12 protein-coding genes are annotated in these 15,061 nt (G+C 40.6%); 8 read left to right on the top strand and 4 right to left on the bottom strand.

The window, feature by feature from the left end:
• Positions 1-5: 5 nt before the first annotated feature.
• The 5 genes from ybeY to WCM76_08145 all read left to right on the top strand — a co-directional run bounded on the left by ybeY (position 6) and on the right by WCM76_08145 (position 9,211).
• Positions 6-482, top strand: a complete 477-nt coding sequence (gene ybeY, locus WCM76_08165) for an rRNA maturation RNase YbeY (protein ID MEI6765602.1) — start codon at positions 6-8, stop codon at positions 480-482.
• Positions 483-573: 91 nt separating this feature from the next.
• Complete coding sequence (locus tag WCM76_08160; GenBank protein MEI6765601.1) at positions 574-2,307, top strand: hypothetical protein; 1,734 nt, start codon at positions 574-576, stop codon at positions 2,305-2,307.
• A 227-nt stretch (positions 2,308-2,534) separates the two neighbouring features.
• Entirely contained in the window at positions 2,535-4,406 is a 1,872-nt protein-coding gene (gene mnmG, locus WCM76_08155) for a tRNA uridine-5-carboxymethylaminomethyl(34) synthesis enzyme MnmG (GenBank protein MEI6765600.1), read from the top strand.
• A 41-nt stretch (positions 4,407-4,447) separates the two neighbouring features.
• Positions 4,448-5,341 (top strand): class I SAM-dependent methyltransferase, encoded by an 894-nt coding sequence (locus WCM76_08150; GenBank protein MEI6765599.1) that lies wholly within the window; start codon positions 4,448-4,450, stop codon positions 5,339-5,341.
• A 441-nt stretch (positions 5,342-5,782) separates the two neighbouring features.
• Positions 5,783-9,211 (top strand): ATP-binding protein, encoded by a 3,429-nt coding sequence (locus WCM76_08145; GenBank protein MEI6765598.1) that lies wholly within the window; start codon positions 5,783-5,785, stop codon positions 9,209-9,211.
• A 3-nt stretch (positions 9,212-9,214) separates the two neighbouring features.
• Here WCM76_08145 and WCM76_08140 read toward each other — a convergent pair whose 3' ends face one another.
• The 3 genes from WCM76_08140 to WCM76_08130 form a co-directional block, all read right to left on the bottom strand.
• A complete protein-coding gene (locus tag WCM76_08140; protein ID MEI6765597.1) occupies positions 9,215-9,718 on the bottom strand; it encodes an NUDIX domain-containing protein in 504 nt (167 codons plus the stop codon).
• On the bottom strand, positions 9,718-10,740 hold the full coding sequence (gene pheS / locus WCM76_08135) for a phenylalanine--tRNA ligase subunit alpha (protein ID MEI6765596.1): 1,023 nt from the start codon (positions 10,738-10,740) through the stop codon (positions 9,718-9,720). The genes WCM76_08140 and pheS overlap by 1 nt, the downstream gene beginning before the upstream one ends.
• 84 nt (positions 10,741-10,824) lie before the next feature.
• On the bottom strand, positions 10,825-11,454 hold the full coding sequence (locus WCM76_08130) for a peptidylprolyl isomerase (GenBank protein MEI6765595.1): 630 nt from the start codon (positions 11,452-11,454) through the stop codon (positions 10,825-10,827).
• 100 nt (positions 11,455-11,554) lie between these two features.
• On the opposite strand from WCM76_08130, the gene WCM76_08125 reads away from it, so the two are divergent.
• Positions 11,555-11,926 carry a hypothetical protein gene (locus WCM76_08125; GenBank protein MEI6765594.1) on the top strand — a complete coding sequence of 124 codons (372 nt, stop codon included), beginning with the start codon at positions 11,555-11,557 and terminating at the stop codon, positions 11,924-11,926.
• 3 nt (positions 11,927-11,929) lie between these two features.
• Here the strand turns inward: WCM76_08125 and WCM76_08120 are convergent, their stop codons facing one another.
• Positions 11,930-12,523 (bottom strand): thymidine kinase, encoded by a 594-nt coding sequence (locus WCM76_08120; GenBank protein MEI6765593.1) that lies wholly within the window; start codon positions 12,521-12,523, stop codon positions 11,930-11,932.
• 256 nt (positions 12,524-12,779) lie between these two features.
• Here WCM76_08120 and WCM76_08115 point away from each other — a divergent pair, with 256 nt between their 5' ends.
• Entirely contained in the window at positions 12,780-13,676 is an 897-nt protein-coding gene (locus WCM76_08115; protein ID MEI6765592.1) for a hypothetical protein, read from the top strand.
• Positions 13,677-13,710: 34 nt separating this feature from the next.
• Positions 13,711-14,973, top strand: a complete 1,263-nt coding sequence (locus tag WCM76_08110) for a M28 family peptidase (protein ID MEI6765591.1) — start codon at positions 13,711-13,713, stop codon at positions 14,971-14,973.
• Positions 14,974-15,061 lie beyond the last annotated feature (88 nt).

Below are 15,061 nucleotides of genomic sequence, written 5' to 3'. Positions count from 1 at the left end.
CATTGATGGCTAACACGATTAAGTTCTTTACCGAAGATACCCCGTTTCAAACTAAGCACAAAACAATATTGCGCCTTTGGCTCAGCAAATTATTGCAGGCCGAAGGCGTTTCACGTTTCACGGTAAACATTATTCTGTGCAGCGACAAATACCTCCGCAAACTCAACAAAGAATATCTTGGACACAATTACGTTACCGATGTAATTTCGTTCAATTATAATGAAACCGATTGCCTTACGGGCGACGTTTTTATCAGCATTGACCGCGTGCGCGAAAATGCAGGACTATTTGAGGTAACTGTTTACCATGAACTATACCGGGTAATGGCTCATGGCACTTTGCACCTTGCCGGATATGATGACGCTACAACGGCGCTCCGGGCCGATATGAAGAAGAAAGAAGATTATTATATATCTTTGCTCCTCATTCAATTAAATCGTCCAAACAAGCCCGGGAACAATGCAATTACTTCCAAAAAATAAATGGTCCTTTGTTGCTATCCTCCTGCTAGCAATTATATTTAGTATAATATTTTTCATTAATCCCCATAATAACACCCTGACCTGGGATGTGATGGGATATTATCTTTATCTACCCGCCTATTTTCTGCATCACGATTTGGGCCTTCAGAACATGAGCTGGCTGAATGAGATTATGGAAAAATATCATCCTACGGCTACATTATATCAGGCCTGGCAACTGCCTTCCGGTATGTGGATTATGAAGTACTCCTCAGGACTGGCCATGTTCTACGCACCTTTTTTTCTGATTGGTCATGTGTTCGCGCTTAATATGGGCTTTGCCGCTGATGGATTCTCCCTTCCATATCAATATTCTATTGCATTTGGGGGCCTGGTTTACACATTAATCGGGCTATTTTTCTTCCGGAAAGTCCTTATAAAGTTCTTTTCTGATAAAATTTCGACACTCATTATTCTACTTATATGTCTGGGAACCAATTACTTTAATCAGGCCGCCAATAACGGCGTAATGACCCATAATATACTGTTTATGATGCTTGCAATTCTTGCCTTTTACACCATTAAATGGCATGAAAATCAGCGCATTAAATACATGTTGCTCATTGGTTTCACGCTTGGAATCATCACTGCGGTGCGCCCAAATGAAGGCATTGTAATACTCATTCCGTTATTGTGGAACATTACCGACAAATTAAGTTTTAGAAATAAAATGAATTTGTTGTGGAATAAAAAATGGCAGATTGTATCAGCAGGTTTTGTTTTTGTATTATGTGTGCTTCCGCAGATGTTCTATTGGAAACGATATACCGGTTCCTGGATTTTTTACAGTTATAATAATGCCGGAGAAGGCTTTGATTTATTAAGTCCGCACATCTTAAATTTCCTGTTCAGTTTTCGCAAAGGATGGTTTATTTATACACCCATTATCCTGTTTTCAATTTTCGGTTTTATTAGTTTATACAAACGGAACAAAGATATTTTTTGGCCAATACTGGTTTATATGGTTATCAACTTTTATCTGATTTCAAGCTGGACATGCTGGTGGTATGCCGGAGGATGTTTCAGCGCACGCGCCATTGTTTCAAGCTATGTTTTTATGGCTTTGCCCCTCGGATATTTGTTAACTGCCCTTCAAAAAAAGAAGCGTATGCTTAAGGCAATTTCAGGTTTCTTTTTTGCATTTTTCATTTTATTGAATTTATTCCAGACATGGCAATTCTCCAATGGCATTATCAGCAGCGAACGAATGACCGCCCGTTATTATCTTTCTATTTTCGGACGCACCTCTATTCATCCGGAAGATCTGAATTTACTTTCCGTTGAACGCTCGGTTGAATCCACAGAAGTTTTCAGGAATGAGCAGGATTATAATTATAAAATGATTTCATTTTGGGATTTTGAAAGGGCGAATGCCAACTTTTCATCGCATATTGATTCTTTGCACTTTTACAATGGAAGGCATTCATTGCGTCTCGACAGCACATACAATTTTTCGCCGGGCGCAGAAATAAGTTATTATGGAATTACAGATAAAGATTATGCCTGGATCAGAGCCGGAGCTTATATTTATATTGATAGTTCATACAACGAAGAATTGCCCAAACTTGTCATAACCTTTTTACACAAGGGACAAAACTACAAATACAAAACGTTCGGTCTTTCAACTTCCAATGTTAAGTATAATCAATGGAACTACATTTCATTCGATTACCAGACTCCTGAAGTCCGTTCCAAACTGGATCGCCTGGCTGTTTACATTTGGCACCGCGGTAAAAAACCGGTTTATGTTGATGATATCCGGGTTGAGGTTTTTGAACCCCGCTAATTCTGACGTATAAATATCAAAACATTTCGCACCCTTCGACAAGCTCAGGGTGCATCGTGGGTATTTTGACATCCTGAGAATCCGAAATTACACCCTGACAAACCTCCCGAAAATTTATTCAATCCTGACTTTACGCTGTTGCGTTTAGAGAGCACACAACTAATACCTGTTAACACGGGTAAAAAGCATTAATTTTGTACCTTGTTTCACGTGAAACGCAAATTAAGATGCTAAAAGAATACGATATTATTGTAGTAGGTGCCGGTCATGCCGGATGCGAAGCTGCGGCCGCAGCGGCTAAGCTTGGCTCTAGTGTGCTGCTGGTTACCATGAATATGAACCTAATTGCCCAGATGTCGTGCAACCCTTCTATCGGAGGAATTGCAAAAGGGCAGATTGTTCGTGAAATTGATGCTTTGGGCGGACAAACCGGCATAATTACCGACCACAGCATGGTACAGTTCCGCCTGTTGAACAGGAGTAAAGGTCCGGCCATGTGGAGCCCAAGAGCTCAATGCGACCGCATGATGTTTTCTATAAAATGGAGGGAAACACTTGAGGGAATTACAGGCATGGATTTCTGGCAGGATGACGTTACGGGTATAGTTGTAAAGAACGATAAAGTGTGTGGCGTAACTACCAAACTTGGACAAACTATTCGGTCAAAAGCCGTGATTTTATCAAACGGAACTTTTTTAAACGGAACCATACATATTGGTGAAACCAAACTTTCAGGAGGTCGGATAGGGGAGTTTGCTTCAGTTGGAATTACCGAAAATCTCATGTCATTTGGGTTTGAATCTGCAAAATTAAAGACAGGAACTCCGGTTCGGGTTGATGGGCGTTCTTTGGATTTTTCGCTCATGGATGAACAAAAAGGGGATGAGCAGCCAGGCAAATTCTCCTTTTCCGATACCCCATTTTTAACCCGGCAGCGGAGTTGTTTTATGACTTATACCAACCCCGAGGTTCATGATATTCTGCGAACAGGTTTTGACAAATCGCCCCTTTTTCAGGGAAGAATTAAAGGGCGTGGACCAAGATATTGCCCCTCCATTGAAGATAAAATTGAACGCTTTTCAGAACGCAACCGCCATCAGTTATTTATAGAACCTGAAGGCTGGAATACGATTGAATATTATGTAAACGGATTCTCTTCCTCATTGCCGGATTATATACAATATAATGCGCTCACAAAAGTGCCCGGTTTTAAAAATGTGAAGATATTCAGACCGGGATATGCCATAGAATATGACTACTTTCCCCCTGTACAATTGAAACATTCTCTTGAAACACGACTGGTGGAGAACCTGTATTTTGCTGGTCAGATAAATGGCACAACCGGCTATGAGGAAGCCGCTGCTCAGGGGCTAATGGCCGGTATCAATGCTCATCATAAACTGAATAATATTCCGGCGCTGGTTCTAAAAAGATCAGAGGCTTACATTGGAGTTTTAATAGACGATTTGATTACAAAAGGCACAGACGAACCTTACCGCATGTTTACTTCAAGGGCAGAATACAGAGTATTATTACGTCAGGATAATGCCGATTCGCGGTTGACAAAAATTGGTTTTGAGGCAGGTCTTGCCGATAATGAAAGGCATCAAAACAGCATTTCAAAGTATAAAAAGGTTGAAGATCTTATTGCCTTTTTAAGTGCCGAAAGTGTTTTTCCGCAAGAAATAAATGAATATCTTACCTCCATTGAGCAGTCGGTTTTGGCAAATAAAACCAAATTTTCAAGCCTGATATTACGTCCACAGATTAGTCTTAAAACCCTCATTTTAGAAAATTCAAGGCTTCAAAACTTCATTTCTTCTATTGAAAATATCACCGATGAAATAATAGAAGAGGCTGAAATTTTGATAAAATACGAGCACTATATCCAAAAGGAAAAAGAATTTGTTGACAGATTCAGCAAATACGACAGCATATTAATCCCTGCAGATTTTGATTATTCAGCAGTAAAATCCATCTCACTTGAATCAAGAGAAAAATTCACAAAAATCCGTCCGGTAAATTTAGGACAGGCGAGTAGAATTAGCGGCGTAACTCCTGCCGATATTTCTGTACTTTTAGTATTTTTGGGACGGTAATTTTCACCAAGAACTATGTTTCACGTGAAACAAAAACGAACATGACGACACTTTCAACCTGCCCGGTTTGTGGCTCCGGAAAATATAAAACCCACCTTGAGGTCAAAGACTATTTTCTGACTCAGGAAGATTTTATTATTTTAGAATGCATGAACTGTCAGTTTCGGTTTGTAAACCCACAGCCGGCAGGTAATGAGCTTGCAATGTACTATAAATCAGACGATTATATATCACACCATGCTTCACGTAAAGGTTTGTTTACATTTGTATACCGATTCATCAGGAACTATAACTTTGGGAAGAAACTTTCATACATACGCCGTTTGTCAAGGGGAACCAATGTACTGGATATCGGTTGTGCAACAGGCGACTTTCTGGTATTTCTTAAGCAAAAGGGGTATACGGTTTCGGGTATTGAACCCGATAGTGACTCTCGGGAATATGCTGTTCGGACCAACGGTATTGACGTTGGCGATGAGGCTGATATAATGGTTATTCCCGACCAAAGTAAGGATGTAATAAGTATGTGGCACGTACTGGAACACGTTCCGGCGCTGAACCAAAGGCTGGATCAGTTGAGCCGTATACTTAAAAACGATGGCGCATTATTCATCGCACTTCCAAATTGCGATTCGGCAGATGCAATAAAATACGGAAAATTCTGGGCGGGTTATGATGTTCCACGACATCTCTGGCATTTTACCCAAAACAATTGCAAGCTGCTTTTTGAAAAACATGGTTTCGAACTTAAAGAAACCATACCTATGAAATTCGATTCGTACTATGTTTCTCTGTTGAGTGAAAAATATCTCCATGGAAGTAAAAATATTTTCAGGGCGATAAAGAACGGATGCGCCTCGAATAGATATGCGAAGAAAAACAATTTGAACTACTCCAGCCTCATCTATGTTTTCAATAAAAAGGCCGTAAATTGAAATTATTCGTAGTTTTATCTCGGGCATTCAAATTTTAGTCCGGAAAATTAATACCGAGCCCTGTGCTGCATTTTCACCCTCATATAATATACTGACTCGATTTTGCGGAGATAATGCATAAAAACGCATGAAATAAAGTCGCTTCTATTTGATTGTTTTACAATAAATTAAAGCATATTTATGACAAAACAGGCATTTTTTGGTCGCTCGCTGATCACCCTCTCTTTTAGTATCGCATTTTTTGTACTATATTTCTTTTTGACATATCATTATCACAAAAAAAATAATGACGGTCCCTATCTGACTTCTTCATTTCAAAAAACCATTCTTGAGCGGGAGGCAAGAACTAAACTTTTGCTTTCGCGACTGGCTGAAAATTTTTTGCATGGAAATGAACAATCCGCTTTTTCGGATAAAAAGCTTTTTGAAGAATGTTCCGAAATGGATATTTCACTTTTCACGTATAAAAATGACAGTTTAATTTTTTGGACAGATAACAGCATTCCGGCCGGAGGTGTGTACAACAAAATTATTTTCGACTGTGAATTTGCACAGATAGGTCCGGGCTGGTATGAAATAATGAAGGTAAAGACCGGCGCGTTCACGCATGTTGCCGCCATTATGGTAAAACATGAATATCATTATCAGAACGACTACCTGTCTAACGTATTCAACGCGGAACTTCATGTACCGGTTTCGGCCACTATTGATACCATTAAAAATGGAAATGATATTTTTTCGGGAAACGGAAAATATATGTTCTCGCTTCAGTTAAAACAAGGCTGCAATCTGAACGAAAACGAGAGTTTGGTGTGCTTTGCACTATTCCTTGCCGCCTTTGTATTTCTGATAATATTTCTCTACACCACACATAAAAATATTATCTGGCCTCGCTACAAACCCAATGTTTTTATATTCGTTTTTTCCATTGAAATATTGTTGCTGAGGGCCGTAAGCTTTGTGTTTCATTTTCCTGAATCGCTTTACCATCTAAAGCTTTTCAGTCCCTTCTATTTTGCAGCCTCTGAGCTCTTACCATCGTTTGGCGATCTTATTTTCAACACGGTAGTTTTCCTTGCAATATCAGTTGCCTTTTTCAGAAATTACCACATACCGTCGGGTGCAGCACGCATGCCACGTTTACCAAGGAATACAGCTGCTTTCGTACTAATAACCTTCCTTTTTGCTTTCTTTTGTTATCAGACAACGCTCATTCAAAGTATCATTCTTGATTCAACAATATCTTATAACCTGAATAATATTTTTAATCTGGATCACTACAGTGTTGCCGGTTTTATAGTAATTGCACTGCTTTTATTCGCGTATTGTCTCATTGGCCTTAAACTCATTTCATTTATTTATGCTTTGTTGCCCAGCCGACGTCAGTTTCTGCCGGTTTACATTACCTCGGGAGTTATCTTTGCCGCATTAATTTTAATCTTCAGGATGCCACTGCTCGCTGAAATTGCAGTATTTATGGCATTTTTAGGCGTAACCAGGGCGTACAGACAAAAAACATTTTTCACATTCAGGCTATCGGAAGTAGTTTTTCTATTGTTATTGTTTTCATTTATCTCTTCCTACACTCTGTATTTTTCGAACCGGTTCAAAGAACATGAGAAGCGCAAATCGCTGGCGCAGAAACTCACCTCGGGGCAGGACCCCATTGCCGAATACCTTTTTGAAGGTATAGAAAGCAAGATTCGTTCGGACGAAACGCTGGCGCGCTCACTGCGTAATTATCCTCAGAATGACCATGAAATAAAAGACTATTTACTGAAGAATTATTTTGTTGGTTACTGGGATAAATACAAGGTACAGTTCACAATTTGCAACCCGGCCGACAGCCTCCTTATAGAACCAAATTATGAAAAAACAAGCTGTGCATCATATTTCGGAGACCTCATTAAAAACATTGGAAAGCCGGCAGGCAAAGGCTCTCTGTACTTGCTGAACTATGGTACCGGGGGGAATAATTACATTGCGGCTATTGATTTTGCGAGAGATTCGGCAACTTCCACAAAACTATACATTGAATTAAATTCGAAATTCATTCCGAAAGGGCTGGGTTATCCGGAGTTATTAATTGATAAAAAAATATTTCTGAACACCGATTTGTCGAGCTATTCATATGCCAAGTACCGCAACACAGAGCTGATAGATGCTTACGGGAAATATTATTATTCCATGCATCAGGAAACCTCTGACAGCATTGGTGGCGAATTTCGCTTCTATCATAAGAATGGCTACAATCATCTGGTTAGCCAATACGACCGCTCCACAACGCTTATCATAAGCAAAAAAAGCGGAAACATTTTTGACCTTGCGGCACCGTTTTCGATACTGTTTTCATTTTTCACTATTGTATTATTGTTGTTTTACTTCATCATCAATTACCCTCCGAAGCTGAACAATGTTCATCTGAATTTCAAGAACAGGCTGCAGTTCTCAATCATCTCCATCGTTTTTGTGTCATTTATTATAATTGGTATTTCGACCGTTTTATTTATCCGCAATCTTAATGAAAACAAGAATACGGATATTATCAGCGAGAAAGCCATGTCTATTATGATAGAGTTGCAAAATAAGGTATCGGATATTGACACCATGAACCCGGAACAGGAGAGTTATTTATCAAGCCTGCTGGTAAAGTTTTCCAATGTCTTTTTCACTGATATTAATCTGTATGATACTCATGGGAATCTGATATCCACATCGCGTCCGCAAATATTCACTGAAGGCTTGGTTTCAATGCGTATGAATCCGTTGGCATACGGTGAAATGACATACAACAGCAAAACGCTTTATGTGCATAAGGAGAACATAGGCAGCCTTGAGTATTACTCGGCATACGTGCCATTTTACAATAATAAGGCACAGTTGATAGCCTACCTGAATCTGCCCTATTTTGCCAAGGAGGGTGAACTTAAAAAAGAGCTGACACTATTCCTTATGGCCTTTATCAATATTTATGTTTTCCTGATTGCGATATCGGTTATCATTGCGCTGCTTGTTGCAAGTCGCATTACACGCCCGCTTGCGCTGATACGCGATAAGATAAGCCACGTGAAACTGGGCAGAAAAAATGAAAAAATAGACTGGCTGCGCAAAGATGAAATTGGAAATCTCATCAATGAATACAACCGTATGATTGATGAGCTGGCGCAAAGCGCTGAATTGCTTGCGCGCAGTGAACGGGAGAGCGCCTGGCGCGAAATGGCCAAGCAGGTGGCGCATGAGATAAAGAATCCGCTTACACCCATGAAGCTAAGCATACAGCATCTGGAGCGCGCATGGAAAGATGGCGTGCCCGATTGGGGACAGCGTCTGGAGCGATTTACAAAAACAGTAGTCGCACAAATTGACAACCTTTCGGCAATCGCTACCGAGTTTTCAGATTTTGCCAAAATGCCGCGTCCCGAGAACGGCAAAGTGGATTTGTACAAGATTATTGGAGATGTTGCCGGTTTATACGGTGATTTGAGTAATATCCGTATTACGATAATGCCGGAAAATCATCAGCCATTCTACATCATGGCTGATGAGAAGCAGATATTGCGTGTAATGAACAATCTGGTGAAAAACTCAGTACAGGCAATAGGTAAGGATGAAGGCGGTCTTATTGCAATTAGCATTGTGAAGCAGGATGACAATTACTCGGTAAGCATTACGGACAATGGATGCGGCATACCCTCAGATATGACATCGAAAATCTTCACACCAAATTTTTCTACAAAAACCGAAGGCATGGGTCTTGGGCTTGCCATGGTAAAAAGCATTATAGAGAACAGCGGCGGGAGCATCCGTTTTGAATCGGAAGAGAGCCGAGGAACAACATTCACATTCTCGCTGCCGGTTTACAAAGACTAGCGGTTATAACGGATTGTGATAAACCACCTTGTTTTCAATCTCCTCGCATAATTCGAGCAGTTTGAGTTCGGCATTGTATGCTGCGCTGAACATAAATGTTTTGTGCTCATTTATATATCTGAACAGGAATTTATCTGTTTCGGGAATCGGGTAATTGTCGATATCATTTTCATCAATCCACATCAGTTCGCCTTCATTGCAAGGCAAGGGCTCAAACAGATTTGTCTCTGCCTGATAGACGAATACGGTCCAATTGTACTTTACGGGTGATGTTTCGACTAACATGCCGCAATACCTGAAGTTTGTAACCTTTTGACCTGTTTCTTCAAATGTTTCTCTTACGGCTGCATCATAAGGTGATTCACAGGCTTCGATTTTACCGCCCACGGGCTGCATTTTACCCATATTGGGCTCCTTGTTGCGCAGCAGCATTAAAGTGCGGCCCCGGCTCTTTAAAATGCACAATACGGCATCTCTCTTCAGCCCGTCGGGAAATTCGGTCTTCATCAGAACGCGGTTTCAAATTGCGACAGGAAGCGCAGATCATTTTCGGAAAACATTCTTAAGTCTTTTACCTGATATTTCAGGTTTGTGATGCGTTCAACGCCCATTCCGAATGCAAAACCCGAATAGATGGTACTGTCAATACCACAGTTTTCAAGCACATTGGGATCGACCATACCACAACCGAGTATCTCAACCCATCCGGTTTTTTTGCAAAAGCCGCAGCCCACTCCACCACAAAGATTGCATGAAATGTCCATCTCTGCCGATGGTTCTGTAAATGGAAAATAAGATGGCCTGAGGCGGATTTTAGTATCGGCAGCGAACATTTCTTTAGCAAAGTAAAGAAGCGTTTGTTTTAGGTCAGCAAATGAAACGCCTTTATCGATATACAGACCTTCTATTTGATGAAAGAAAACATGGGCGCGTGCTGAAATGGCCTCATTACGGTAAACGCGGCCCGGTGCGATGATGCGAATGGGCGGCTTATTGTTTTCCATTGTAAGCACTTGTACTGATGAAGTATGAGTACGCAGCACAACATCGGGATCTTTATTAATGAAAATAGTATCCTGCATATCGCGTGCGGGGTGCTCGGGCGGGAAGTTGAGTGCGGAAAAATTATGCCAGTCGTCAACAATCTCAGGTCCTTCTGCTACTGTATAACCCTGACGTGCAAAAATGGAAATAATCTCTTTACGCGTAAGTGAAATCGGATGGCGCGCTCCAAGCACTGCGCTTGTTGCGGGAAGCGTAAGGTCTTTGCCGGCGGCAACGGTACCTGTTCCTGAGCCCAGCTCTGTTTTTAGCTGTTCTATTTTTTCGGCAGCGGCAGTCTTAAGCTTATTAAGCATGGCGCCCACTTGCTTTTTCTCCTCCGGAATTACATTTTTAAAGTCGGTAAAGAGTCCGGTAACCAAGCCGTTTTTGCCAAGATATTTTATCCTGAATTCTTCGATTTCTTTTTCTCCTTCAATTGAAATATCTTCAATTTCCTGCAGGTACTGTTTGATTTTTTCGTGCATTTTGTCCGAATCTAAAAATTTAAAAATAAAACCTGCCCGGTGTGTCCAGACAGGTTTTCATGATCAAAAGATAAAGTGGGTTGATTACTTTATCTGAGTAATGGTCATTTTTATGTCTTCAACCGGTTTGCTGCCTGCATCTGTTTTTGCGGCTGCAATTTTATCGACAACGTCGAGTCCTTCATATACTTCGCCAAAAACTGTATAATCGCCATCTAAATGAGGTGTTCCACCAATTGTTTTATAAGCATCGCGCTGCTCCTTGGTGTATTTTTTTCCTGTTCTGGCTTCAAATGCATCGAGGTCGGCATCGGTATATTTTTTACCCTGCACAATATAAAACTGTGAACCTGAAGATGCTTTTTTCGGGTTAACATTGTCACCCATTCTGGCGGCAGCCAATGCACCTTTTTTATGAAAATGATTGGGCATAATTTCGGCAGCTACAGTCCATCCGCAATCGTCGGCACCATTAATACCGCGACCGCCCTGAATCATAAAGGAGGCAATAACACGGTGAAATGTGGAACCGTTGTAAAATCCGTTGTTCACATTTTTTAAGAAGTTCTCTTTGTGCAATGGCGTATCATTGTAAAGTTTGATTTTAATATCGCCATACGATGTTTTGATGAGGAATTTGAGTTCGGTATCCTGAGCATATGACAGTGTTACCAAAAATAACATTACTAAAATTGCTGCGATTGTCTTTCTCATGTTCAAAAGTTTTTATATTTTTGCTGTAAGTGGAACAAAAAACGAAGTTATCCGTTTAAATATTATAATTTCACGCAAAATTACAAAATCCCTGCACATTATGAAAATATTGGTCATAAAAAGTATTTTCCTTCTCGTAGTTGCTTCTTTCATAATTCTTTTAGCCACACAATGTAAAAAAAAGCCTACGGAAATTACTGCAATTGTTACAGTAAAATATCAGAACGACACCAACATGGTAGTTCCTTTTGCTGATGTGGTAATCGGGGAAACCGGTCAGGATGTGATGGTACAGGGCAAGGCCGACGCACTGGGTCAGTACTCACACGTATTTAAGCTTGAAGCTATTTTGAAAGTATGGGCAGGTAAAGACACCAATACTACCGGTCCTTCTGCGGATAATCTGGACGGCACGGGCGTAATTCGCCTGAAACCGGGTGAAACCGTTTATAAAACTATTTTTATCCGCTAACAATTACTCTTCCGGGGTTTGTTTCTTAGCCATTTCTTCAGAAAAGCAAGCTCTGCAAAGGGGCTCGTAACTGTCTTTTTCGCCAAGCATGACAAGCTTATCGCTCTTCACCATGCGGTGTGAATACGATGCAAGGCTGCCGCATTTCATACAAATGGCTCTTACTTTGGTAACAAAATCGGCAGTGGCAAGCAATGCGGGGATAGGACCGAAGGGCTTTCCCAGGTAATCCATATCAAGACCGGCTACAATAACGCGAATTCCGCGATCGGCAAGCTGATTGCATACAGAAACAATCTCGTCATCAAAAAACTGAGCTTCGTCAATGCCCACCACATCTACTTCGCTGGTGAGCAAAAGAATTTCGGATGCCGACTGCACGGGCGTAGAGTTAATTGAATTTTCGTCGTGAGAGACAACCCGAACTTCATCGTAACGGGTATCAATGCCCGGTTTGAATATCTCGACTCTTTGTCTGGCATATTTTGCCCGTTTTAGGCGGCGGATAAGTTCCTCCGTTTTGCCCGAGAACATAGAGCCGCAAACGACCTCGATGCAGCCTTTTTTTATTGATTCGTTTGAATTTTCAATTATCATTATGTCCGAACAATGAAAGTTTATATCTTTATCCGTCTTTTTGAGACAGACAAATATAATTAAATTAAGACAGCATAATCGCTCTTTTCGCGTTTGTTGAAATCTTGAAATTCCAATTGTAAAACACAGCATGCAGGTTCATGGTTTTGCATATGGATTATCAAATAATTACAACTCATTTTGTGCTGAAATTTTTATTGTCGCTTTCTCAAAAAACAGTTGAAAAATATTGTTTCATCAAATTACTAATACCAACATGGGAATTAACATTATCAGGGAAGAAATCAGGGTGCTGCTGGACACGATAAACGAGCAATATGCAGTTATTGAAAGCTATAAGGGCGCAATTCCCAAGATAGAAATCGACATTTTGCAGACAAATCTGCGCAGGATTTACGAATGCATGAACGAGCTTGACAAAGTGAATATCGGCGCCAAAATGCCGGAGTTACAGAAAAAAATTGTTGCTCCGGAAGTATTGCAGGAAAAACCGACGGTTGAAAAACCCGTTCAGGAAGCAATGGCAGAACCCGTTGTGGCTGTGCCTGAAGTGAAGCCTGCTATTGAAAAAATAATTATAGCCGCACCCGAAGTAAAAGAAGAGCCAAAAGATGAAATTGCTGAAGCTGAAAAGGCCGTTGTGGTCGCTGTTGAAAGCATAATACAGGAAGCAATTACTGAAATTATTACCCCCGAAGTAATCGTTCCCGAACCGGTCATTGCGGAAGTAGTGGCGCCAAAACCTGAAGCAAAGAAAACAGAGAAAAAAGAGAAAAAAACGGGCGCTGACTTGTTTGCCGAAGTACAAAAAAGCACGCTGGCAGATAATTTCAAAACCGAGCAAAAGCCTTTACACGAAAGACTTTCACAGGATAAATCGGAAAAACCGCTGGTCGAAAAAATCAAACAAGCTACCGTGAAAGACTTAAAATCAAGTATTGGTATCAATGAGCGTTTTCTGTTCATTAATGAACTTTTCAGAGGAAATATGCAACAATACAATGGCGCCATTGAACAGCTGAACGCCTTTACTGTAGCCACCGAGGCGTTCGCATTGCTGGAATCGCTGAAAGCAGCTCATGGATGGGAAAACAAAGCAGAAACATACAGTCAGCTTGAAGAATTTGTAATGCGTAAATTTTTGGCAGGTTAATTAATATTTTACAATAATTCTTTATTCTTCTTTTATGAAAAAGACATTCATTTTCTTTTTCCTGGTATTGTATTATTTCAATTTCGCTTCGGGACAAGACATCAGATATGTTCGTGGAATGATTGATACGCTGGCATCTCCTGCATTTCACGGCCGAGGATACGTGGCAAATGGCAACCGCCTTGCGGCCGAATACATCAGTAATAAATTGACTCATTCCGGCATGCAATTTTTCGGCAACGGTTATTTTCAGGAATTCACGTTCCCGATTAATACTTTTCCAGGAAAAATGGAACTTCGGTTTGGTGAAAAAACGCTGATTCCGGCAACCGAGTTTGCAATTAATTGTGCATCGCCGGGGCTTAGCGGAAGCTATGCTGTAAAGATTCTGAATCAAAAAACGTTTAAATCAGAAAAGAGTACCTGGGAATTTAATAACGCTGATTTTACAAATACAGTTCTATTAATTGATACCGGATTCAAAGACCTGCGAAACACAAAGCTTCAATCGGCACGAGCTCTGCTTACCATCAGCGACGAGCCTTTCTTATGGTCGGTTGCGGGAGCCGAAGACACGCTGAATCATCCAAAAATTAAAGTTCTCCGAAGTGCGATTCCTAAAAAATACAAAGAAATTTCTTTTGATATCATGCATGAATTCTATGCCAAATACCCTACTCAAAATATTTGCGGATATATAAAAGGGAGTGTTGCCCCTGATTCATTTATTGTTTTTACGGCGCATTACGACCACCTTGGCGAAATGGGGCAGGGCAACATATTTCCGGGTGCCAACGACAATGCAAGCGGTACGGCAATGTTGCTAGATTTAGTTAGACATTATTCAGATACCGTAAATAAACCGTATTACTCCATTGCGTTTATTTTTTTTACCGGCGAAGAAGCCGGTTTGCACGGCTCTGAGTATTATTCCGAGCACCCGCTTTTTCCGCTTAAACAAATTAAATTGCTTATCAATCTTGATATGGTTGGAACGGGAAGCGAAGGAATTAAAGTCGTAAACGGCAGTGTTTTTACTAAAGAATTTTCATTGTTAAAGACGCTGAATGATAATGAAAAATTTATTAAAACCGTGAGTCCGCGAGGAGAATCGTCGAACAGTGATCATTATTATTTTTATAAAAAAGGCGTTCCTGCGATATTTATTTATACACAAGGAAAAGAATACAAAGAATATCACAGTATAGGCGATAAGGCTTCGGGCTTGCCACTTACCGCATATGAAGGTCTGTTCAGGCTGATGACAACATTCGTAAAAGCACTTCCCGGGAAATAAATAATTCGGGCGTTTCGACAAGCTCAACGTCCGAATATTTCGACAAGGTGTACGCGCCCTTCAACAGCCCTTCGGCATGTTCAGGGTG

The organism is Bacteroidota bacterium (genome assembly GCA_037133915.1).
GTDB lineage: Bacteria > Bacteroidota > Bacteroidia > Bacteroidales > CAIWKO01 > JBAXND01.
The sequence above is the reverse complement of the archived record's forward strand: the minus strand, read 5'-3'. Positions and strand labels throughout refer to the sequence as shown.